20 protein-coding genes and 1 pseudogene are annotated in these 21,730 nt (G+C 63.0%); 9 read left to right on the top strand and 12 right to left on the bottom strand.

Annotated elements, in window-relative coordinates:
- Positions 1-27: 27 nt before the first annotated feature.
- Both FGU64_RS10025 and FGU64_RS10030 read right to left on the bottom strand, forming a co-directional pair.
- Complete coding sequence (locus tag FGU64_RS10025; RefSeq protein ID WP_139953099.1) at positions 28-1,590, bottom strand: ABC transporter substrate-binding protein; 1,563 nt, start codon at positions 1,588-1,590, stop codon at positions 28-30.
- A 34-nt stretch (positions 1,591-1,624) separates the two neighbouring features.
- Positions 1,625-2,476 (bottom strand): alpha/beta hydrolase, encoded by an 852-nt coding sequence (locus FGU64_RS10030; protein WP_139953101.1) that lies wholly within the window; start codon positions 2,474-2,476, stop codon positions 1,625-1,627.
- Between the two features lie 180 nt (positions 2,477-2,656).
- Here FGU64_RS10030 and FGU64_RS23275 point away from each other — a divergent pair.
- The 6 genes and pseudogenes from FGU64_RS23275 to FGU64_RS10060 form a co-directional block, all read left to right on the top strand.
- Positions 2,657-3,072, top strand: a pseudogene (locus FGU64_RS23275) (hypothetical protein); the annotation flags it as partial.
- Between the two features lie 139 nt (positions 3,073-3,211).
- Positions 3,212-4,342 (top strand): ROK family transcriptional regulator, encoded by a 1,131-nt coding sequence (locus FGU64_RS10040; protein ID WP_139953103.1) that lies wholly within the window; start codon positions 3,212-3,214, stop codon positions 4,340-4,342.
- Positions 4,339-5,142, top strand: coding sequence for an ABC transporter permease (locus FGU64_RS10045; protein WP_139953105.1), 804 nt, complete (start codon positions 4,339-4,341; stop codon positions 5,140-5,142). The genes FGU64_RS10040 and FGU64_RS10045 overlap by 4 nt, the downstream gene beginning before the upstream one ends.
- Positions 5,142-5,924 carry an ABC transporter ATP-binding protein gene (locus FGU64_RS10050; protein ID WP_139953107.1) on the top strand — a complete coding sequence of 261 codons (783 nt, stop codon included), beginning with the start codon at positions 5,142-5,144 and terminating at the stop codon, positions 5,922-5,924. Before FGU64_RS10045 ends, FGU64_RS10050 begins: the two co-directional genes overlap by 1 nt.
- A 7-nt stretch (positions 5,925-5,931) precedes the next feature.
- Entirely contained in the window at positions 5,932-6,900 is a 969-nt protein-coding gene (locus FGU64_RS10055; protein WP_180375709.1) for an aliphatic sulfonate ABC transporter substrate-binding protein, read from the top strand.
- A gap of 71 nt (positions 6,901-6,971) precedes the next feature.
- Complete coding sequence (locus FGU64_RS10060) at positions 6,972-8,468, top strand: sulfatase (RefSeq protein WP_139953113.1); 1,497 nt, start codon at positions 6,972-6,974, stop codon at positions 8,466-8,468.
- Between the two features lie 589 nt (positions 8,469-9,057).
- Here FGU64_RS10060 and FGU64_RS10065 read toward each other — a convergent pair.
- From FGU64_RS10065 to FGU64_RS10085, 5 genes are all read right to left on the bottom strand, one after another.
- Entirely contained in the window at positions 9,058-9,756 is a 699-nt protein-coding gene (locus FGU64_RS10065; protein ID WP_139953117.1) for a fumarylacetoacetate hydrolase family protein, read from the bottom strand.
- A 108-nt stretch (positions 9,757-9,864) separates the two neighbouring features.
- Entirely contained in the window at positions 9,865-10,752 is an 888-nt protein-coding gene (locus FGU64_RS10070; protein ID WP_139953121.1) for an ABC transporter permease, read from the bottom strand.
- On the bottom strand, positions 10,715-11,536 hold the full coding sequence (locus tag FGU64_RS10075; protein WP_210239066.1) for an ABC transporter ATP-binding protein: 822 nt from the start codon (positions 11,534-11,536) through the stop codon (positions 10,715-10,717). Before FGU64_RS10075 ends, FGU64_RS10070 begins: the two co-directional genes overlap by 38 nt.
- Before the next feature lie 14 nt (positions 11,537-11,550).
- Positions 11,551-12,675, bottom strand: coding sequence for an ABC transporter substrate-binding protein (locus FGU64_RS10080; RefSeq protein ID WP_180375678.1), 1,125 nt, complete (start codon positions 12,673-12,675; stop codon positions 11,551-11,553).
- A 107-nt stretch (positions 12,676-12,782) separates the two neighbouring features.
- The gene (locus tag FGU64_RS10085; protein ID WP_139953126.1) at positions 12,783-13,499 is read right to left on the bottom strand and encodes a cupin domain-containing protein; all 717 of its coding nucleotides are present in this window, start codon (positions 13,497-13,499) and stop codon (positions 12,783-12,785) included.
- Between the two features lie 105 nt (positions 13,500-13,604).
- Between FGU64_RS10085 and FGU64_RS10090 the strand changes: the two genes are divergently transcribed.
- Positions 13,605-14,276, top strand: coding sequence for a TetR/AcrR family transcriptional regulator (locus FGU64_RS10090; RefSeq protein ID WP_168734582.1), 672 nt, complete (start codon positions 13,605-13,607; stop codon positions 14,274-14,276).
- Positions 14,276-15,856 (top strand): gamma-glutamyltransferase family protein, encoded by a 1,581-nt coding sequence (locus tag FGU64_RS10095; RefSeq protein WP_139953129.1) that lies wholly within the window; start codon positions 14,276-14,278, stop codon positions 15,854-15,856. Before FGU64_RS10090 ends, FGU64_RS10095 begins: the two co-directional genes overlap by 1 nt.
- Before the next feature lie 169 nt (positions 15,857-16,025).
- Here FGU64_RS10095 and FGU64_RS10100 read toward each other — a convergent pair whose 3' ends face one another.
- The 3 genes from FGU64_RS10100 to FGU64_RS10110 form a co-directional block, all read right to left on the bottom strand.
- Positions 16,026-17,111 carry an ABC transporter permease subunit gene (locus FGU64_RS10100; RefSeq protein ID WP_246671284.1) on the bottom strand — a complete coding sequence of 362 codons (1,086 nt, stop codon included), beginning with the start codon at positions 17,109-17,111 and terminating at the stop codon, positions 16,026-16,028.
- A gap of 2 nt (positions 17,112-17,113) precedes the next feature.
- Positions 17,114-18,262 carry an ABC transporter permease subunit gene (locus tag FGU64_RS10105; protein WP_139953131.1) on the bottom strand — a complete coding sequence of 383 codons (1,149 nt, stop codon included), beginning with the start codon at positions 18,260-18,262 and terminating at the stop codon, positions 17,114-17,116.
- A 70-nt stretch (positions 18,263-18,332) separates the two neighbouring features.
- On the bottom strand, positions 18,333-19,361 hold the full coding sequence (locus FGU64_RS10110; protein ID WP_136359759.1) for an amino acid ABC transporter substrate-binding protein: 1,029 nt from the start codon (positions 19,359-19,361) through the stop codon (positions 18,333-18,335).
- A gap of 197 nt (positions 19,362-19,558) precedes the next feature.
- Between FGU64_RS10110 and FGU64_RS10115 the strand changes: the two genes are divergently transcribed.
- Entirely contained in the window at positions 19,559-20,269 is a 711-nt protein-coding gene (locus FGU64_RS10115) for a GntR family transcriptional regulator (protein WP_246671285.1), read from the top strand.
- Positions 20,270-20,289: 20 nt separating this feature from the next.
- Here FGU64_RS10115 and FGU64_RS10120 read toward each other — a convergent pair whose 3' ends face one another.
- Positions 20,290-21,030, bottom strand: a complete 741-nt coding sequence (locus FGU64_RS10120; protein WP_139953133.1) for an aspartate/glutamate racemase family protein — start codon at positions 21,028-21,030, stop codon at positions 20,290-20,292.
- 11 nt (positions 21,031-21,041) lie between these two features.
- Entirely contained in the window at positions 21,042-21,680 is a 639-nt protein-coding gene (locus FGU64_RS10125; RefSeq protein ID WP_136359756.1) for a flavin reductase family protein, read from the bottom strand.
- Positions 21,681-21,730: the final 50 nt, after the last annotated feature.

Below are 21,730 nucleotides of genomic sequence, written 5' to 3' on the forward strand. Positions count from 1 at the left end.
GCCTTTTCGGTTGGAAGCGGAGGCGCCCTATTTATCCTTGTGCACACCCCAGGCGCGGGTCTTGTCGCCGGCCCAGACATTGTAGCCGGTCACGTCCGGCGTCACCGCGTCGATCACAGGCTCATAATAGAGGCCGAGGATCGGAACGTCCTCTGCCATCAGCGCATGGATCTGCTTGAACAGGTCCTTGCGCTTGGCCGGATCGGTGACCTTGGTCGATTGCCGCACGAAATCGAGCGCCTTGTCGTTCTCCCACTGGACCGTCGGGACCTCATCCTTGTCGCCGAGCAGGATGCCGTAAAGCAGCGACGGATCGAGGCGGGCAGAATAACCGAACGACTGCATCTGGAATTTGCCGGCCAGATAGTTGTCGAGCTGCGTCGCCCAATCGAGCGTTTCAAGTTTCGCGTTGATGCCGGCGGCGGCTAGCATAGCCTGGACCATCACGCTGTTGTCGTACATTCCCTGATAGCGCGAATTGGTCTGGATGGTGATCGGCTCCCCCTTGTAACCGGCCTCGGCCAGCAGCTTCTTCGTCGCTTCGGGATCGTATTTCGGCCAGGTGAGGAAGCTGTCGTCGAAATAAGCGCTGGCCTGCGCCACACCGGACGGATTGAAGAGCGAGAGCCCGTTCGTGCGCACCTGCGCGATCTGCGAAAAATCGATCGCGTGCGCGATCGCCTGCCGCATCTTCACGTTTTTCAGGAGCAGGTCCCTGGTCTGGATGAGCAGCGGCGTCCACGACAGGCCCGGTGTGGACAGAACTGTCATACCGCGCTGCTTGGCCTCGTCGACACGACTCGCCTCGAAGCCCGGCAAGACATCGATCTGCTTCGCGTAAAGCGCCGTTTCCGCCGCCGAAGTATCGGGAATAACGACGAATTTCACTTCATCGACATAAGCGCTACGGTCGCCCGCATAGCCGCTCATCTTCTCGCTGAGAGGTTTGTAGTCAGCATAGCGCTCGAGCGTGATCGATTGTCCCTTGGTCCAGTCCCTCAGCTTGAACGGCCCGGTGCCGATCGCGAGATCGGGGTTCCACTTGCCGTCCTTGTCAACGTTCTTAGGACTGGCGATCCAGCCGTTGCATTGGATGTTGGCGAGTTGCGCCAGGAACAGAGCGTTCGGCTCGTTGATCTTGAAGACGACCGTCTGGTCGTCCGGCGTGTCGACGGATTCGACCTTGAGTCCTTGCGAGCCATCGAAATATGGGTTGCAGAACCAGTCCTTGCCGGCCTTCACCCGGCGATCCCAGTTCCACTTGACGTCGGCGGAGGTAACCTTGTCGCCATTGTGGAAGGTGGCGTCGTCGCGCAGCTTGAACGTATAGGTCCTGCCATCGTCCGAGACGGTCCAGGACTGGGCCAGCAACGGTCCGATGCTGAGATCGTCGCGATAGGCGACAAGGGTCTCGAAGATCGTGTGCAGGACCGTATCGGTGTTGGCGTCGCGGTTGAGGCCATCCGTGCCGCGGATGTCGGCATTGATGCGGATCGTCAGCGTACCACCAGGCGTTTGCGCCGCGGCGGGATACGTCGAGGCAAGTCCAAGCCACAGCGCGGTCAGGGCCAGAATGCACTTCCACTTCATGAACGTCTCCCGGGTTCGTCCGTCGGTCCGAAAATCAAGCTGGCGTGCGGACCGTTGCCAGCGTTTCCGCGAAAAATTCCTTGACCTTTGCAATCAGCAGGCGGTCGTCGTGGGCAATGCCCTCGACCATATCCAGCCTTGCTGCAATTCCGTTCCTCTCGAGACTTTTCTTGAGCGACCTTATGCGGTCGTTGCGGTTGGCGCCGGCGAGATCAGCGCCTGGCATCCACCACGCGTCGTTAGGCGTGATGGTGATTTCCCATGTCTCCTTGTCGTCGCCGCCGATGACCATCTGGACCGCGACCTTGCGCATGGCGTCGAGATCGATCGCCTTGCCGAAGACGGCTTCGAAGTCGCGCACGCCGACCCAGAAATCCTGATCGAAGTCGAGGAGCGTCACGACGCCCGGTGCACCGATCGACGCGGCGAGCAGCCGTTCGGGATGCAGGTAGAGAAAGCGGTGGGTGAAATGGCCGCCGCCGGAGAAGCCGTACATCAGCACGCGGTCGTCGCGTATGCGGTAGCGCTCGCGCATCTCCTCGACCATGTCGAGCAGTACGGCATCGTAGTGGAGGTCGCCGGCGCGCAGCATCTTGTAGGACGACAGGTCGCCTGGAAAGCAGATGTTGGCAGGGAACAGCGGGCACAGCACGATCGTGTCGTTTGCCTCGCCGAAATCGGCGAACGCATCGCGGTAGGCGAGCATGCCGCGCTCGGTGCCGTGCACGATCACCGCGAGGTTGTAGGCCTTGTCGTCATCCTCGCTGTAGTCCGACGGCACGTATGCGCAATAGGGGAAGCGCTGGTCGAAACGGGATGCGTAAACGGTCGTGTGACCGAAGTCGTAATAGGAAAGATTTCTGCCATGACCGGCCGTCTTGCGCATGCGATCTACCCTGTCTGCACGCACTGTTTCATGATTTTGTGCGCATGAAAAGCATTTTGTGAATCCGCATTGAGGCGGAGGGCAATAGATGGACATATAGCTTGTCGACTACAGGATCCGCTTCAAACTGCAATTTTTGCGATTTGAAGGCTCTCTCGGGTCGCGTGGGAGACCGACATCGCGGCGGCGGATCGCTTGATAAGCCGTGTGGCGGATGACGTTATCGCCGAAGCCCAGCACCAATTCCCCCAGGTTTCCGAATCCGTCGGCCAGAAGCGTATATCGGCTCTCCATGAGGGACGCCGGGACAAGCTGGTGTGGCTCCGAACCTCTGGGCTGGGCTTGGCCTGATGCGCGGCGGCGCAGGCACGGCCCTCGTCGGCAGCGCCGAGAATTTAGCCGCCCGCATCCGCGAGCATCAGGAGAGCGGCGTCGAAACCTTCATCACCTCGGCCTACCCGCATCTGGAAAAAATCTTCAGCGTCTCCGAACTGCTGTTCCGACATGCAGTTTCTAATTTCAGATCGCGACTAGCAGACGTCGGATTGCGCCGGCGTACGCAGAGTGGCTGTCGCCTTGAGCTTGTGCATCCCTGACCTGTCGTTTGGCCACCCTGATAGATCAACGATCCGGAATCCTGGCGGACCCAATTAAAAGCTGGTCGATGCAATCAAAATTGCGGTGCCCTTGACATCAGAATTAATTTATAAAGATTATAAAGTAATAGGAGGGGAAATGGGTATTCATCACGGTGCCATCCTGCGCATCCTGCGTGACGACGGCCCGCAATCGCGGGCCGAGCTGGCGCGACGCACCGCGCTATCGCCCACCGCGCTGACCCATCTGACGGCCCAGCTCCTGAAGGACGGCTCGGTGACCGAGCTGAGCCAGAATGTCGGCGCCGGAGCGGCGGTCGGGCGGCCCGCCATCAGCGTCGCGCTGGTGCCGGAATCGCAGTTCGTCGTCGGCGTGCATCTCGGCGCCGGCACCATCCACGCCACCATCACAGACCTGAAGGCCGCGCCGAAGACGATGGCGTCGCTGCATTTCGATACGGACAGCACCGAGCCGAAGGTGGTGATCGGAAGGGTTGTCAAGACGGTCCAGGGACTGATCGGCAAGACCGGCATTGCACGTTCCCGCCTGCTCGGCCTCGGGCTCGGCGTACCGGGGCCGGTCGATACCGAACGGCGACGCAATCTCCAGTCGATCAATTACGACTGGAAAGACGTGCCGTTCGCGGACGAATTGGAGGCCGCGCTCGGCATGCCGGTCGTGGTCGAGCACAATGTCAGCGCCATGGCGCTGGCGGAATCGCGCTACGGTATCGGCCGCGACGCTGATGCCTTGCTCTACATCTATCTGCGCACCGGGCTGGGCGCCGGCCTGGTGGTCCACGGCATGCCGTTCCGTCCTGGCGGGCACGGCGCTGTCGAACTCGGCCATATCCAGGTGGTGGAACACGGCGAACGCTGCACCTGCGGCAGCATCGGCTGCCTGGAGACGTTCCTGTCCGAGCGGGCGCTGTCGCGCGCCGCGCATATCGACAAGCCGCATCCGAAGAACCTGCTCGCGGCGGTCGAGCATTATCCGGAAGTCTGGGACGCGGCAGTGCGCCACCTGACGACGGCGATCGCCAGCGCGACCAACCTGCTAAATCCCGACCTGATCGTCTTCGGCGGCCATCTCGCAGAGGCGCCGGACAGTTTTGTCGACGCCATTCGCCGCAACGTCCCGCCGCGCGTGCTGCCGCCGATGCGCGATGCCTTGCGCTTCGAGCGATCGAGCCTTGAGGCGGGTGCCGGCGCCATCGGCGGCGCTGCGGCAGCGCTCGACCATCTCTTCTATTCGGGAGTTCCCAGATGAGCGCTTCGGCAAGGGCAGCGAAGCCGCTCGGGGAAGACGGTAAGGGTCAGAGCGCCGACTTTTCCAGCCTCGCGCTCAATCTCGTCGGCCTTGTCGCCGGCGTGGCCGGCTGGTGGGTACTGACAGCCAGCGGCGTGGTCGGCCTGCCGCCGCCCCCCGACGTAGCGCGCAAGTTCATCGACCTGATCGCCAGCGGACAGCTCGCCACCGACATTCTGTCTTCGCTGGCGCGCGTGCTGACGGGTTTTCTACTCGGCGTCATCCTCGCCGTGCCGATCGGCTTCGTCATGGGCTGGTACAAGGTCGCCCGCGCGCTGATCGAACCCTATTTGCAGTTCTTCCGAATGATCCCGCCGCTCGCCATCATTCCACTGGCGATCGTGACGATGGGCATCGACGAGACACCGAAGATCTTCGTCATCTTCCTCGCCTCCTTCCTAGCCAGCGTGGTGGCGACCTACCAGGGCGTCATCAGCGTCGACAAGACCATGATCAACGCCGCCCGCGTGCTCGGCGCCAAGGACCTGACCATCTTCCTGCGCGTCATCATCCCCGCCTCCACGCCCTTCATCCTGGTCGGCGTGCGCATCGGCCTCGGCTCCGCCTGGGCGACACTGGTGGCGGCCGAACTGATCGCGGCGCAGACGGGGCTGGGCTACCGCATGCAGCAGGCGCAGCTCTACTACGACCTCGCCACCATCTTCGTCAGCCTCATCACCATCGGCGTGCTCGGCCTCGGCATGGACCGGCTGCTTCTCGCCATCGAGCGCCGGCTGACCGTCTGGCAGGAGCGCGTGTGATGCTGCCGAAGATCGTATTCAGGAACGTCACACGCCGCTTCGACCTCGGACACAATTCCTTCGTCGCGCTGGACCGCTTCTCGCTCGACGTCGCCGATGGCGAATTCGTCACCGTGGTCGGACCGTCCGGCTGTGGCAAGTCCACCGCGCTCAACATCGCCGCCGGCCTGCTGGCGCCGAGCGAGGGCGAGGTACGGGTGGGCGGCAAGGCGGTTGAAGGCCCCGGCCCCGAGCGTGGCATGATCTTCCAGCAGTATGCTCTGTTTCCCTGGCTGACGGTGCGCCAGAACGTCGAGTTCGGCCTGCGCATCAAGGGCATTCCGGCGCCCGAGCGGCGCGAGAAGGCGGGCTACTTCATCAACCTGGTCGGGCTTGGCGATTTCGCCGATGCGCTGCCGAAGACATTGTCGGGCGGCATGAAGCAGCGCTGCGCCATCGCCCGCGCCTATGCCGTCGACCCGTCGGTGCTCCTGATGGACGAGCCGTTCGGCGCGCTTGACGCGCTGACGCGCGTGCAGCTCCAGGACCAGTTGCTGGACACCTGGCGGCGCGAGCGCCGCACAGTGATGTTCATCACGCATGACGTCGACGAAGCAGTCTATCTCGCCAACCGTGTGGTCGTCATGGCCGCCCGGCCCGGGCGGCTGAAGGAGATCATTCCGGTCGACCTGCCCTATCCGAGAACCGAGGATATCCGGCTGTCGTCGGAATTCACGGCCATCCGCAACCGCGTCTGGCACGCGGTCTACCACCAGCAGGGAACGCAAAGAGAGGAGAACTGACATGAGAATGACACGCAGGGGCTTCCTTGCCTCGTCGGCCGTCGCGGCCGCTTTCGCCGCGGGAGGTATGTCGGCAAAGGCGGAAGGCATTCCGGCCCGCATCGGCTACAACGGCGATTTCTGGGGCGCGAGCATCGCCGCGGTCGCCAGTGAACAGGGCTTCTACGCCAAGCATGGCGTCGACGCCGACATCAAAGTCTTCACCAACGGCCCGATCCAGGTGCAGGCGCTCGGCGCCAACAGCCTCGACTTCGGCTATATCGGGCCGGGCGCGCTTTGGCTGCCTGCGACCGGCAAGGCCAAGATCATCGCAGTCAACGACGTCGGCTTCTCCGACCGGGTGATCGCGCAGGCCGGCATCAACTCCATCGCCGACTTGAAGGGCAAGAAGGTCGCGATACCCGCCGGAACCTCGGGCGACATGCTGCTCAGGCTCGCGCTGCAGAAGGCCGGCATGGCCATGACCGACCTGAACATCGTCGAGATGGACCCGAGCACCGTCGTGGCCGCATTCTCGTCGAAGCAGGTCGACGCCGCCGGCATATGGTATCCCTTCGTCGGCATCATCCAGAAGAACGTTCCGGACCTGGTCGAGTTGGCGAAGAACAAAGATTTCTATCCGCAGAACACCTTCCCCAGCGCCTTCATCGCCCGCAACGAATTGGTCGAGAGCAATCCGGACCTGGTGAAGAAGGTGATCGGTGCCATCAAGGAAGCCGCGGACTACCGGGCCGCCAACCAGGACAAGGCGATCGAGACCACCTCGAAGCTGCTTGGCATACCCGCGGACCAGCTCAAGACCGAAGCCGGCTACGGCAATTTCATGACTTCGGCCGAGCTGGTGAAACTCACCAAGGACGGCACCGTGAACGGCTGGTTCTCCACCATGAACGAGCTGTTCAAGACCTTCGGCAAGTTCGATACGGCGCTCGATCCGAAGGACTACTATCTCGGCGACATGTACGTCGAAGCCTGACCTTCATTGCGGCATCGGAGGCCCGGCGATACCGGGCCTCCGGACAACTATTTTCCAGCGGCGAGTAAAACATGAACGTTCTCTACATAGACATCGACAGCCTGCGGCGCGACCATCTCGGCTGCTATGGATACCATCGCAACACCTCGCCGGTGATCGACGGCCTGGCCAGCGACGGCATACGTTTCGAGAACGTCTATGTCTCCGACGTGCCCTGCCATCCTTCGCGCACAGCGCTGTGGAGCGGACGGCACGGTATGCGCACCGGCGTCGTCGGCCATGGCGGCACCGCCTGCGAGCCGTTCCGCGAGGGCGCGGAGCGCGCCTGGGCCGGCACCTTCTACGAGGAAGGCTGGATGCGCGCGCTGCGCGACCTCGGCTATCACACCACGACGATTTCCAGCTTCGGCGAACGGCACGGCTGCTGGCACTGGTATGCCGGCTTCAGCGAGATCATCAATCCCGGCAAGGCCGGCATGGAGAACGCCGACGAGGTGACGGGGCTGGCGCTCGACTGGCTGAAGCGCAACGGCAGCCGCGAAAAGTGGTTCCTGCACGTCAACGTCTGGGACCCGCACACGCCCTACCGCGCGCCGGAAAGTTTTGGCGATCCGTTCGCCAACGACCCGTTGCCCAAATGGATGACGGAAGCAGTGTTCAAGCACAGTCACGCCGGCTACGGCCCGCATTCTCCGCAGGAACCGTCCGGTTTCGACGTCGCGCCGGGCGGCTCGGGCTATCGCCGCATGCCCTCTCCGATCAGCGACATGGCGCGCGTGAAAGCCTGGTTCGACGGCTACGACACCGGTGTACTCTATGCCGACCATCATGTCGGCCTCATTGTCGAGGAATTGAAGCGGCAGAGCCTGTTCGACAACACCATTATCGTTATCGGCGCCGATCACGGCGAGAATCTCGGCGAGTTGAACGTCTGGGGCGACCATCAGACCGCCGACGAATACACTTGCAACGTGCCTTTGATAATCCGCTGGCCGGGCGCGGCGGACATGCGTGGCGTCAACAACGGCCTGCACTACCATTTCGACTGGGCAGCGACGCTGATCGACCGACTCGGCGGGACCGTGCCCGCCGTATGGGACGGACAATCCTTCGCGCCCGCGCTTAAGCAGGGCAAGGATGGTGGCCGTGACTTCCTGGTGCTTAGCCAAGGCGCCTGGGCGGTGCAGCGCAGCGTGCGCTTCCGCCTCGATGGCGCCGACTGGCTGATGCTGCGCACCTATCACGACGGCTACAAGGATTTCGGCCCGGTCAGCCTCTTCAACCTGAGCGAGGATCCGCACGAGCAGAACGATCTTTCGGCCTCGCGTCCGGACGTGGTCAACCATGCCAGTCGCCTGCTGGAAGACTGGCGCACCGAAATGGCCTTGAAGAGCGACGGCGATGTCGATCCGCTGGTGACGGTGATGCGCGAGGGTGGGCCGTTCCACTGCCGCGGCGAACTGGCAGCCTATCTGGAACGGCTGCGCGCAACCGGCCGCTCGGAAGCGGCGGCGACGCTAGAAGCGCACCATCCCGCGCCGCCGCCGCGCCGCCAGTCGCTAAATTGAGAAACCCCTGGTGGCTTCGTCATTGCCACCTCTGCACAAAAGCAATGTCCGTTCGGGAGGCGTCCAAGCACCACTAAACGACTGATATGAGGGCGCGAGGCCATCATTCCACGAAAACTGTCGTTCATATGGAGCCCCACGGACCGGGCAAGACTTGCTCAAAGTTCCCCTCAGCTTAGCGCGCGACCATACGGGCTGCAGATTGAGCCTTGACGTCCTGCTCATATCCGGACTCTGAAGTGATGCACAAATTGTATCGAGGTACATCGGCAGGCCGAAATGGCGCGACCGCGCTGATGGCGTAACATCTGCACAAGATGGAGGCCCGCCTCAATCTTGACACTCCACGGCCGGAACAGGATCTGCAAGTTGCCTTCATGTCGATCGAGGACGGGCCGCCGCGGCAACCCAGATCCGGGCGCGCCTCGTCATCCTGCTGGCAGAACCCGCAAGCTGGCGACATTGGCGCGAAAGATTCGCCTGGACAACGGCCTTTCGCGATGTCGCGCAGGCCAACGGAAATTCAGCGTCAATTTGATCCTGTTCCAAAACGGCGCCGAGGAAAGGCGACGCATCGCTCCCTCTCAAATCAGTTTGTAATATTTATCGTTATCGCACCCAGACCGGCGATCGACCCGACAAGCTTGTTTCCGGGAACAACCGGCCCGACGCCGCTCGGCGTGCCTGTCATGATGATATCCCCGGCTTCGAGAGAGAAATACTTCGAGAGGTTGGCGATGATTTCTGGAGTGCGCCAGATCATCAGACCGAGATCGGAATCCTGTCGGATATCGCCATCCACCACCAGTTGAATGGCGCCGGTATCGATATGGCCAACGTCTTCGACCGTATGGATGGGGCCGCAGGGGCAGGATTGATCGAACGACTTTTTCAGCTCCCAGGGAAGGTTGGGGCGGGCAGGAGCGTCGATGACGGTACGGCGCGTCATGTCAAGGCCGATGCCATAACCAAAGACGTGATTGAGGGCTTCGGACTCGGGGATGTCGTAGCCTCCGGATTTCATCGCTACCACCAGCTCCAATTCGTAGTGGAAGTCATCCGTCATCTTCGGATAGGGCACATCGCTTCCGTCAGGCATGATCGTATCCGCCGGCTTTTGAAAAATGATCGGTGGATCTCGCGCTTCGTCCCCCCCCATCTCGCGGACATGCGCGACATAGTTGCGGCCGATGCAATAGATGCGCCGAACCGGAAAGAGTCCCGTGTCGCCCACAACCGGTAATGTTGCGAGCTTCGGAGCTGCGACGACAAAGCGCTGATCGGACATGATATTCTCCTGGAGCCGCCCGACGTTCATGATCGAGCGAGTTTGACGATGATGACGATCGGAAGAGCAACGCGATGATGATCGCGCCTACCGCTCGGGACGGGACGATTACTTTTGCTGTCCGCGCTCCGACGGAAAAGTCTCCGGTGATGGCGCCCAGAACAGCAATCGGTTGCGCAACAGGACGACCAGCCGCTGCAGCCCGATACCCATCAGGGCAAGGATAACCAGCGCCGCGATCGCCCCGGCGATATCGAGCGCCGCGTTTCGGTTCAAAATGAGAACGCCGAGGCCGCTTGTACCACCTACGAATTCGCCCACTACAGCACCCAAAACCGAGTACGCCGCCGCCATTTCAAGACCGGCGAATATGTAAGGCAGCGCGCTGGGCAGCTTTACGAGACGAAATGTCTTCCACGGCGAAGCCCTCAGGCTTTGCAATAGCTCGAGACGCTCGCGCTCGACACCCGCCAGACCAGCGGCGGTGTTGATCATCAGGGGGAAGAAAGTCAACAGGACGCCGAGCACCACCTTTGACGACATGCCGAGGCCGAACCAGACGACGAACAGAGGCGCCAAAGCAACCTTGGGCACGCTCTGCAGGCCGATGAAATAAGGCAGCAGGTGCCGTTTCAGGAATGGAAACTGGATGATCAACGCGCCAACGGCGATACCAAGCCCACTCCCGATGAAGAAGGCGGCAAGCGCTTCCGTCGCGGTCGTGGCAATATGGATATAGTAGGACGAACGGGCGAAGACCGGGGCCCAGAAACCGGCAACCAGCGCCGAGAGCACTTCGCTTGGACGCGGGAAGATGTAGCTCGGAACCTCGAAGAACCAGGTCCAGATTTCGATCAATGCGAGAAGTCCGAGGAAGCTCGCCAGGCCGGTCAGCTTGCCGCTCGCCCGGCTGATCCAGCTCTGCGCTGGCTCAATTTCTTGCCGTGTCATGTTGCTCTCAATCGACATAGGGGCGGTCACCAGCTTCCAGTCCAAGCAGTTCTCTGATCCGGCGCACGGCGGCTCCGAACTCCGGCGTCGTGGTGCTTCTCAAGCCTCGCGGCCGCGGCAGCTCAGGGCGAATTTCATCGACGACCCTTCCAGGCCTCGGGCTCATGACGAAGATGCGATCGGCAAGGAACACGGCTTCAGGAATCGAATGCGTGATCAGGAAGATTGTCTTGCCGCTTTCGGCCCAGATGCGCTGCAGTTCGAGGTTCATCGTATCACGCGTCATGGCATCGAGCGCTCCGAACGGCTCGTCCATCAAGAGAAGCGAGGGATCATGCAGCAGGGCGCGCGTGATTGCGCAGCGCTGTTGCATGCCGCCGCTGAGTTCACCCGGATAGGACGTCTCGAAGCCGTTCAACCCGACCATCCTCAGCAAGTCCGAAGCCCGTTCGCGGGCGTGCCCCAAATCCATCTCCAGCACTTCCGCGGGCAGCATGGTGTTTTCGATCACCGTGCGCCAAGGCAGCAGCACCGGGGCCTGGAACACCAGACCGACATCGCAGTTGATCTTTTTCCGGGCGTCGTGATGGATCTGAAAGTCTCCGCCGGACTGTGGAATGATCCCCGCCAAAATCTTCAGCAGGGTCGATTTTCCGCAACCGGACGGGCCGACGAGACAGATGAATTCTCCCCGTTTGACCGTAAAGTCCGTCGGTGCGAGAGCCTCGACGAGGCCCTCCCGTTTAGACTTGTAGATCTTGCTCAGCCCACGCGCAGTGATGACTGTGTCCCGCATGGTTCGATCCCGAACCAGCAATTCCTCGCTCATGGTCACTATCCCGGTCAGAGTGGCGGCTTCTGCACTGCAAGCCAGCTCTTGATGGCAACCTCGCCTTCCGGAACCTGGAGCTCCCGCGCCCATTTGCGTAGCTCGGGCTCGTTGATATCGTTCACAGCCGCAATCAGTTCGTCAGTGTAGAAGTCTCGGGGGTCCACCTTTCCGTCGATGCCGAGCATCTTGGCGAAAGATTCCCAGCCTTGGTCGGGAAAGTCGCACCACCGATTGCTTCCGCCGACCTCGCGCTCGATCGCCGGAGCTCGGATATTGATCGTCTCGACGGCATCGGCGACCGCCTTGTCGAAGCTTATCCCCGACGGGATGGCCTCTGGGTGCATGAAATAGCTGATCCGCACGGCGGCCTCAGGGTTTTCCAGCATAACGACGATTGCCCGGATCATGCCTTTCAACAGTTCCGCAGCCTGGTCCTTGTGGCCTTCGAACCAGGGTTTTGAGAAGGCAAAGACGTAGGCGCTCGCAACGCCTTGCAAGGATTCCGGCGGCTCGACGACGCGCAGGGGAACGCCCAGCTTCTGGATTCGGGCAACATCGACATCCGCATTGACCAGCGCATCGACCTCGCCAGAGGCGAGCGCGGCTGCGGCCTGCTGACCGTCGCCTACAGCAACCAGCTGAAAATCATCGACGGACAAGCCGACATGATGAGTGGCAAAATTCAGATAGCCGACGCCGCCATAGGCCAAAGTCGGCACGCCGATGCGCTTGCCCTTGAGATCGGCGTAGGACCTGATCTCGCTGTCGGGAGCGACGGACACGCGGTGAATAAGGCCACGCAGGTAGACGCATGGCATAACGACCGGCAGCCGCCGCCCTTCCGCCGCAGCATTGAGAATCACGTCCTGCGTGCCTGTGCTCATGGTGACCTGGCCGGACAGCATGAGCTGAAGATTTTCGGCGGCCCCCTGGGTACCGACAGCGGACGGCGCGATCTTGTCGCCGTAGAGCCCGAGTGGAATACCGATCCACATATTGGAAAAGCCGGGATTGAAACTCCGGGAGCTCACGCCGATGACGACGGGGTTCTCCTGGGCGAAGGTCGGCGATGCCAGACAAGAGGCCGCAACCAACGTGACAAGCGTTCTGCGGAAGAACCCGGCAATACGAGGCACAGGCCGATTTCCCGGCGATGTCCGCGAGTGGACTATTTTAGGCATTCAGGCTCCTCCCTGGTCCTTAAATCTTTCTTGGCGTTCCGTTCGAAAACGGGTTGAAGCATCTACTTCACGGTCGAAAACGATGCCGGAATGTGGAATTCAAGGAAGCTTGCGGCCTCCACCCCTTCGGCGCAGCAAAGCGCATGCCGATCGTTGGAAGCGAAGAATGCTGCCTGCCCAGGGTTCAGAACGACATCGTCGCCATCGATCGAAAATCGGATGCTGCCGGAGAGCATGATGAAGATGCTTTCCGCATTCGGATGATGATGCATCGGCGTAATGGTCTGCTTTTCATAACCGACCACCATCACGTGCGCCCGCTCAGATCGGGCCGCTTCCTTGGAAACGAAATAGGTCCGGTTCTTTTTCTGATCGGCAACGTAAACGCTTGGGGCACTTGCCAGGGGAGTGATCGCGACGCCTCCCAACCCTTGAAGGACGCCGCCTCGCGCGTCTTCCTGCGTATGAAGGTAGAGCAACCCGGCTTTGGCTCCAAATCTGTTCGCCAGGGAGATCTCGGTCCCCTCGGGCAGCCCCACGAATGTATGGAGCCCGCAAACACTTGATTCATCTGCACAGGTGAGCTCGATTTCGCCCGCCAACACGAACAAGTATCCATCCGACCGGGACGGAACTGCGAGCTTCAGGGTCGCAGCCTCGCCGAGTTCAATGTGCTCGGCCGTAAATTCCTTGACGCTGTCGTCCGTAATCGGCCTCAGCACCGCCTCGTCGGGCCGGCCCTGCCCGGAGTTGGAGGTCAGCGTTACATATCGGCCCATGCAAATTCTCCCGTCGACGCCACTTGACCGTGGCAGGTTGGCCTGACATTACAGATTGTATCTTGTGTGTCAAACGTTCGTTTCAATCATATGTTTGGAAATGTGATGCACCCAAACGAAGCAGGGCCGGATGCCCAGGATCGCCTCCTCGATGCGGCGGAAAGATTGTTTGCCGAGCATGGATTTCACGGCGTGTCGCTCCGGACCATCACGACCGAGGCGGGCGTGAACCTTGCGGCCGCGAACTACTACTTCAGGTCGAAGGAAGGGCTGTTCCGCGCCGTGTTCGAGCGGCGGGTCGGTCCGGTCAACGCGGACCGGGAGGCCTTGTTGCAAGAGTTGATGGCGCGCTCGGCCGGCCGGCCGGCCGTCGGCGAGGTCCTGCGGGCATTCCTGGAACCTGCCTTCCGCGCCAGCACCTCGCCCGGCGCGGAGATGTTCCGGAAGCTGTCCGGCAGGTCCTCCGTGGACCCGTCTCCGGAAGTTCGGCGCATCGTCTACGAACTGTACGATCCGGTTTCGAGCCGGTTCGTCGATGCCTTCAAACGTGCCTGTCCCGACCTGTCGCGTGAGGACTTGTTTTGGCGACTTGCCTGCGTTTTCGGAGCGATGATGTATGTCCGCGCCGACAGCGGTCGGCTCCAGCGGCTGCTGGGCGACGATCTCAACATGTCCGATCCGGAAGCCGCGATCGCGCACCTCATTCCGTTCCTGACGGCAGGCATGGAAGTACCGCCGATCACGACCAGAGACGAAAACGAGGGGGAGAGCACCTGATGGCGAGGGATTTTCTGAAAGGGCGGTCTGCCGCATACGGCACCAATGCGATGATCGCGACGTCGCACCCGGACGCTTCGCTGACCGGTATCGAGGTGCTGCGGCGGGGCGGCAACGCGATCGACGCGGCCATTGCCGCGAGCGCGATGCTGTGCGTTGTCGAGCCCGCGATGACGGGCATCGGCGGCGACTGTTTCGCGATCGTCGCACGGCCGGGCGAGGAACCGATCGCAATCAACGGATCGGGATACTCCGCTGCCGGCGCATCCCTGGAAGCCGCCGGCAGGCGCTCGCTGACCGCGATCGCCGACAACGACCCGCTGGCGGTTACCATCCCTGGCGCGGTCGACGCCTGGTGCCGATTGCATGAAAGGTTCGGCAAGCTCGGGCTTGACGCGCTTATGGAGCCGGCCGCGAACCGAGCGCAGGACGGCTATGCCGTCGCCCCTCGCGTCGCGCATGATTGGGCGCAGCACGCCGGCAGGCTGGCGCGCAATGCGGTCACAAGCGCCCGGTTCCTTCCGGGCGGGAAACCGCCGCGCTGCGGGGATACCCATCGGCAGCCCGAACTGGCGGACACGCTTCGGGAGATCGGCCGCAGGGGTAGGGCCGGCTTCTACGACGGCGCCGTCGCGGACGACATCGTCGCTACGCTCACGGCGCTGGGAGGCCCGCAGAACCAAGACGATCTGGCCGCCCAGGCTGCCGATTTCGTGACACCGTTGTCAGGTCGGTTTGCCGGCTACGATCTCCTGGAATGTCCTCCCAACGGCCAGGGCGCCACCGCACTTCTCATCCTCGCGGCTCTCGGGGACTGGGCTCCGTGGAAAGACGCAAAAGATCCGAAGCTGCGCGCGCATCTGTATATCCAGGCGACGAAACAGGCTTACCATCTGCGCAACCTGGGCATTACCGACCCCGAGGCGATGCGTATCAGCATCGGAGAATTTCTCTCCGAAGGGTCGGTCAGGGCCGTGCGTGACTATTGCCAGGCGCCCGCTCCGCAAGCGCTCGCGCAGATCGCGCCCTGGGAGACAGACACAATCTGCCTGTCCGTCGTCGATAAGGACGGGCTTGCGGTCTCGTTCATCAACTCGCTTTTCGTCCCCTTCGGCTCGACGATTCTGGCCCCTAAGAGCGGCGTGATGCTTCAATGCCGAGGCACCAGCTTCAATCTTGACAGCATGCATGTGAACTGCCTGGCGCCCCGCAAAAGGCCGATGCATACGATCATCCCCGGCATGCTGATGCAAAACAAGAAAGTGGTGATGCCATTCGGCGTCATGGGCGGACAATATCAGGCTGCGGGGCATGCAGCCTTGCTGATCGGCCTTCTTGAAGAAGGGTTGGACCTTCAGGCGGCAATCGATGCACCGCGAATGTTTGGCTATGGCGATCTGGTTCAAGTGGAGGCGAATGTCCCTCCCGAAGTCGTCAGCTACTTGACCGAGGCCGGGCACAAGGTCGAGACGGCCACGACCCCTCTGGGCGGCGCCCAGGCTGTCTGGATCGACCATCAACGCGGCGTCCTGATCGGTGGCTCCGACCAGAGAAAAGACGGGCTGGCATTGGGTTACTGAATATTGTTCCCCTATGCCAGAATGAGGCCCTTGGCGATCGGCTCTTCACCAGAATGGCAATAGATGCTGATCAAGCCGGCATGACCCTGCGGTTGCGGCCGCCGCCATGGACGAAATCCGTCGCGTCATAGGCGACTACGTCTCGACATTGCGGAGAACCTTTATGGTGCTAGTCATGCGTCGTCCTGAAATGGCGTTCGAGGAAGCGGCTGTAGGCGCCCATCAGCGCGCTGAAGACGAAATAGACGGCGGCCGCGAAGAGGTAACCTTCGAGCACGGCGATGCCTTGCCAGGCCGGATCGCGCATGGCCGAGCGCACCGTGTCGAGGAAATCGACGAGGCCGATGATCGTCACCAGCGTCGTGTCCTGGAAGAAGCCGATGAACAACGCGACCAGCGGCGGGATGACCTTCTTGATCGCCTGCGGCAGCACGATCTTGCGCATCACCAGCCAGTAGCCGAGGCCGAGCGCCGAGCCGGCCTCGGCCTGGCCTTTCGGCACGTCCTGCAAGCCGCCGCGCACGATCTCGGCGATATAGGCGGCGGCGAAAATGATGATGGCGACCTGCGCGCGCAGCAGTTTGCCGATGGTGACGCCGTCCGGCATGAACAGCGGCAACATCACTGTCGCCATGAACAGGATGCTGATGAGCGGCACGCCGCGTACGATCTCGATGAAGCCGATCGCCAGGACGCGGATCGCCGGCATGGCGGAAATGCGCGATAGCGCGAGTCCGATGCCGAGCGGCAGGGCGATGGCGAGCCCGATGAAGGCCAGCATGAAGGAAAGCGGCAGGCCGCCCCATTGCGTCGTCGGCACGTAGGCGAGGCCGAACACGCCGCCGACCATCAGGACGGCGAGCGCCGGCACCAGCACCAACGCCCAGGCGGCGAGCAGCGCCCTGCCCCACAGGCTCGGCGCCATAGACGCCAGCGCGCCGCCGAAAAACAGGAGAAGCGCCACCAGCGGCCGCCACTGTTCCTCGTAGGGATAGAAGCCGAACAGCATGTAGCGCAGCTTCGCCGTCAGGAACGGCCAGCAGGCGCCCGACACCGCCTTACACGTCTCCGGCGTGCCCTCGAAGGTGGCATGCAGGAAAAGCCAGCCGATCGCCTCTTTGGCGAGAAACAGAAGCGCCGCGCCGCAGATCAGCGTTATCGCGCTGTTGAGCGGCGTGCCGAACCAGGTGCGGGTCCAGCCGGACCGGCGCAGCGGCGGCGATTGCCGATCCATCGAGAGGGGAAGATCGGTCACGGTCAACGCTCCTTCAGCGCGACGCGCTGGTTGTACCAATTCATGACGAGCGAAATGGCGACCGACAGGCCGAGATAGACGGCCATGAAAATGGCGATGGTTTCCATCGCCTGTCCGGTCTGGTTCATCACCGTATTGGACACCATCACGAGGTCCGGATAGCCGATGGCGATGGCGAGCGAACTGTTCTTGAAGACGGTGAGATAGGTGTTGGTCAAAGGCGGCACCATCAGCCGCATGGCCTGCGGCAGCACGACGAGGCGCATGGTGCGGCGGCGCGGCAGGCCGAGCGCGCTGGCCGCCTCCCACTGGCCCTTGCCGACCGCCTGGACGCCGGCGCGCACGATCTCGGCGACGGTGGCCGAGACGCTGAGCGCCAGCCCGAACAGCAGCGCGACGAATTCCGGCCGCACCTGCGCGCCGCCGGTGATACGGAAACGGCCGGCCTCGGGAATGTCCCAGCTGACGGCGAGCCCCCCCGCCAGCCAGACGGCGGCGAGCGGCAGGACGGCGACGGCCAGCGCGATCCACCCGCCGGCATTGACCCGGCCGGTGGCGAGGCGCCGCCTGAGCGAGGCGCGCCTCACCACGAACGCCATGGCGAGCCCGACGACGAGCGCCGCCAGCGGCATCGCCCAGCCGCCGTCGAGCGAGAAAGCCGGCAGCGCCAGCCCGCTGTTGGAAAGATAGACGTGCGGCCCGATCGTCAGCGCCGAGCGCACCGGCGGCAGCACGTTGATGATGAGCGCGTACCAGAACAGCAGGTAGAGCAGCAGCGGCACGTTACGCAGCAATTCGATGTAGGACAACATCAGCCGCTGGAGCAGCGGATTGCGCGACATGCGCCCGATGCCGACGGCGAAGCCGACGACCGTTCCGAACAGCGCCGCCAGCAGCGACACTTTGACGGTGTTGGCGATGCCGACCAGCAGCGCGCGGCCGACGCTGTCGGTCGGCTTGTAGTCTATGGCCGCTTCGCTGATGACGAAGCCGGCCTGCCTGGACAGATAGCCGAAGCCGGTGGCGATATCCTGCTTTGCGAGATTGGCGCTGGCGGTCGCGAACATCGACCAGGCGAGCGCGGCAACCGCCGCGATCGCCAGCACCTGATAGAAAACCGCGCGATAGCGCGCGTCATTGATCCATGCCATCGCGACACCGCCGCCGGAAGGATTTGACGAGGGCGGCCTGCGCGCGCGAGGCGGGCGCAAGCCGGCGTCTTCAGCGGAACGGCGGAGCGTAGAGCAGGCCGCCCTTGTTCCACTGCGTGTTGGGGCCGCGCGTCATGCCGAGCTTGGTCTTTTCGCCCAGGTTGCGCTCGAACACCTCGCCGTAGTTGCCGACGGCCTTGACGACGTTGTAGCCCCAGGCCTTGTCGAGCTTGAGCATCGGGCCAAGGTCGTCGGTGACGCCCAGCATGCGCTGCACCTCGGCGTCGTCGCTCTTCAGCTTCTCGTCGACATTGGCCTGGGTGATGCCCTTTTCCTCGGCCGCCATCAGCATCCATGCCGTCCAGGAAACGATGTCGCGCCAGTTGGAATCGTTCTGCCGGACGGCCGGCGCCAGCGGCTCCTTCGAGATCGTCTCCGGCAGCACCACGTAATCGTCGGGATTGTTGGCGACGGCGCGGATCGAGGCTAGGTCGGAACGGTCGGATGAGATCGCCTGGCAGCGGCCGCTGTAGAAGGCGGCGCGGTTCTCGTCGGGGCTCTCGAACACCACCATCTCGAACTTCGCGCCCTGCGCGCCGAAGAAATCGGTGAGGTTCTGCGCCGTCGTGGTGCCGGGCAACGTGCAGATCGCCGCGTCCTTCAGTTCCTTGGCGCTGGACACGCCGAGGTCCTTCGGCACCATCAGGCCCTGGCCGTCGTAGAAGACGGCGGGGCCGAAATCGAGGCCGAGCGAGGCGTCGCGCGAGAAGGTCTGCGTCGTCTGCCTGGACAGCACGTCGATCTCGCCCGATTGCAGGGCCTGGAAGCGGGTGTTGATGTTGGTGGGCACGAAATCCACCTTGTCGCCGTCACCGAAGACGGCGGCCGCGACGGCGCGGCAGATGTCGGCGTCGAAGCCGCCCATGCGGCCTTTGTCGTCGGGCGCGGCGAAGCCCGGCGTGGCCAGCGAAACGCCGCAAATCAGCTTGCCGCGCTGCTTGACCGTGTCCAGCGTATCGGCGTGGGAAACGGCCGGCGCCAGCGCGCCGAGCAGGCCCAGTGCGCACGCAGCGCTTGCCGACAATAGGCTCTTGTTCATGAAGTTCCTCCCGTTTGAACCGTTGCGTGCGCCCTTCGTTCGCATTCTTTGGCTGTCACGAATGCACACATCTATTGTGTACAATAATGGCGTGCAGCCGGCAACACCGCCTTTTGAAAATTGTCTGCTATTGTGATTTCGAATGGGTGGCCAAGCCGATTCTCCAGTCCCGTGGCCAAGCAGCCGGAGCCGATGCCGTGGAGCCGAAACAGAGCCGCGCCGATCTCGTCTACAGCGCCCTGCGCGAAGCGATTCTCGAACAGGCGCTCCGGCCCGGAACCAAGCTTTCGGAAGACGTGATCGCCGAACAGTTCGCCGTCAGCCGCACCAGCGTGCGCGCAGCACTTCAGCAATTGCGCGGCGACGGCCTGATCGAATTGCAGGCCAACAAGGGCGCGTCCGTATCGGAGCCGACGGCGGAGGATGCGCGCGACATCTTCGCGCTCAGGCGCATGCTCGAAGCGGAGGTCGTGCACCGGCTGGCAGGCCAACTCAGCGAGCGGGATTGCGGCCGGCTTCGCGCCCATGTGGAGCAGGAAAAGCAGGCGCAGTCCGTCGGCGGGCCGGCGTCGATCCGGCTGGCTGGCGAGTTCCACATCCTGCTTGCGGAACTGACTGGCTCGCCGTCACTGACGCGCTTCGTGCGCGAAATCGTCTCGCGCGGCTCGCTGATCCTCGCCCGCTTCGCCCGCGACCATTCCTCCGAATGCGCCGTGGACGAGCACGAGCGCATCATCGCGGCCTTGCAGGCCGGCGACACCAGCGCGGCGGAGGAACTGATGCTGCGACACCTGGAAGCCGTTGCCGTAAGGGCCGACCTGCAAGCGCCGCCGACGCGCGGCGACACCGCCGATATCCTCAAGCGGTATGCCGAGCGGCGCGGACTGCTGGCGAGCACCGGGCGCTGACCCGACGCGCCAGCCGTCCGTTAAGCCGAATCGCGCACCATGTCCTTGTGGAGCGCGACCGGCGTCTTGACGGTTGGGAAATCATAGCCGCCGACCTTGGAGGTCGCGTAACCGGCGCCGACCAATGCCTCGGCGAACTTCACCGCCGCCGTCACGCCGTCGATGACCAGAATGCCGGTCGCCAGCGTCAGCCGCTCGCACAGCGCCGACATGCCGGCACAGCCGAGCACGATGGCTTCGGCGCGGTCTTCCTTCTTCGCCTTGGCGATCTCGGCCACCAGCAGGCGTTCCGAGCGCTCGGGGTCTTCCTCCAGGCCGAGGACCGGCAGGTCGATGGCGCGCACATTGCGGCAATGGCGCTCGGCACCGTAGGCGCTCACCAGTTCCTCGATGATGGGAATGGAGCGCGGCAAGGTGGTGACGACCGAAAACCGCCGGCTAACGGTCATGGCGACCTGGATGCCGGCCTGGCAGATCCCGATCACCGGTCCGCGCGCGATTTCGCGCGCCGCGTGCAGGCCCGGATCGTCGAAGCAGGCGATCACATAGGCATCGACGCCGTCGCGCTCGCCCTTGCGGATTTCGGCCAGCATGCCGGGAACCGACAGCGCCTCGTCGGCGGCGCCTTCGATGCTGACGGGCGTCCCCTGCGGGTTGACCGCGCTGACGCGCGTCGTCGGCTGCACCACGCGCAGCGCGCTTTCGTGCGCCAGCGAGGTCATGGATGCGGTGGAATTGGGATTGATGAGAAGAATATGCACGGGCAAATCTTTCAACGCCGCCGGCTGGCGGGGGGATTGGCGAAATCGCTGATCGGCGGAGCCTTCAGGACGAGCTGGCGGTCGGAGGTGATGTAGTTGTCGGCGTGCAGGCGGGCGATCGGCTGGTAGACGTCGGGATTGACGTAGCGGCCCTCGGCGTCGAGGCAGTCGCGCCGGACGTGCATATTGACCACTTCGCCGAGCACCAGCACGCGGCGCGGATAGTCGATCAACCGCTCCACCCGGCACTCCATCGAGCAGGGCGCGTCGGCGACATAGCTGACGCCGATCTTGCTGCACGCCCCGGCTCGCAGCCCGGCCATCTTCAACTCGTCGATCTCGCTGCCGAAACCGAGCCCGCAAATGAGCATCTGCTGCGACAGTGCCATGTCCACCATGTTGACGACGAATTCGCCAGTGCGTCGGATATTGGCGACGGTGTCCTTCTCGTCGCCGTTCAGGCGCGGCTGGATGCCCAGCACCACGATCGGCGGATCGTGCGAGAAAACGTTGAAGAAGCTCATCGGCGCCGCATTGTCGTGGCCGGCGGCCGAGCGCGTCGTCACCAGCGCGATCGGGCGCGGGCCGACGAAGTTCGTCAGCAGCCGATACCGGCCTTCCGGCTCCAGCGCCGTGAAATCGAACTCCATGTGGCGGCTCCCGATACGATTTGATTTTATGTACAATAAACCTATATTAT

The sequence above is a fragment of the Mesorhizobium sp. 8 genome, from assembly GCF_006351905.1.
Lineage (GTDB): Bacteria > Pseudomonadota > Alphaproteobacteria > Rhizobiales > Rhizobiaceae > Mesorhizobium > Mesorhizobium composti.

Bases quoted from the DNA above. Each gene is read 5' to 3' on its own strand.
- FGU64_RS10090 (WP_168734582.1), top strand. From the start codon at position 13,605: ATGCACCCAAACGAAGCAGGGCCGGATGCCCAGGATCGCCTCCTCGAT.
- FGU64_RS10095 (WP_139953129.1), top strand. From the start codon at position 14,276: ATGGCGAGGGATTTTCTGAAAGGGCGGTCTGCCGCATACGGCACCAAT.
- FGU64_RS10110 (WP_136359759.1), bottom strand. From the start codon at position 19,361: ATGAACAAGAGCCTATTGTCGGCAAGCGCTGCGTGCGCACTGGGCCTG.
- FGU64_RS10040 (WP_139953103.1), top strand. From the start codon at position 3,212: ATGGGTATTCATCACGGTGCCATCCTGCGCATCCTGCGTGACGACGGC.
- FGU64_RS10105 (WP_139953131.1), bottom strand. From the start codon at position 18,262: ATGGCATGGATCAATGACGCGCGCTATCGCGCGGTTTTCTATCAGGTG.
- FGU64_RS10055 (WP_180375709.1), top strand. From the start codon at position 5,932: ATGACACGCAGGGGCTTCCTTGCCTCGTCGGCCGTCGCGGCCGCTTTC.
- FGU64_RS10065 (WP_139953117.1), bottom strand. From the start codon at position 9,756: ATGTCCGATCAGCGCTTTGTCGTCGCAGCTCCGAAGCTCGCAACATTA.
- FGU64_RS10050 (WP_139953107.1), top strand. From the start codon at position 5,142: ATGCTGCCGAAGATCGTATTCAGGAACGTCACACGCCGCTTCGACCTC.
- FGU64_RS10045 (WP_139953105.1), top strand. From the start codon at position 4,339: ATGAGCGCTTCGGCAAGGGCAGCGAAGCCGCTCGGGGAAGACGGTAAG.
- FGU64_RS10030 (WP_139953101.1), bottom strand. From the start codon at position 2,476: ATGCGCAAGACGGCCGGTCATGGCAGAAATCTTTCCTATTACGACTTC.
- FGU64_RS10060 (WP_139953113.1), top strand. From the start codon at position 6,972: ATGAACGTTCTCTACATAGACATCGACAGCCTGCGGCGCGACCATCTC.
- FGU64_RS10085 (WP_139953126.1), bottom strand. From the start codon at position 13,499: ATGGGCCGATATGTAACGCTGACCTCCAACTCCGGGCAGGGCCGGCCC.
- FGU64_RS10125 (WP_136359756.1), bottom strand. From the start codon at position 21,680: ATGGAGTTCGATTTCACGGCGCTGGAGCCGGAAGGCCGGTATCGGCTG.
- FGU64_RS10025 (WP_139953099.1), bottom strand. From the start codon at position 1,590: ATGAAGTGGAAGTGCATTCTGGCCCTGACCGCGCTGTGGCTTGGACTT.
- FGU64_RS10075 (WP_210239066.1), bottom strand. From the start codon at position 11,536: ATGAGCGAGGAATTGCTGGTTCGGGATCGAACCATGCGGGACACAGTC.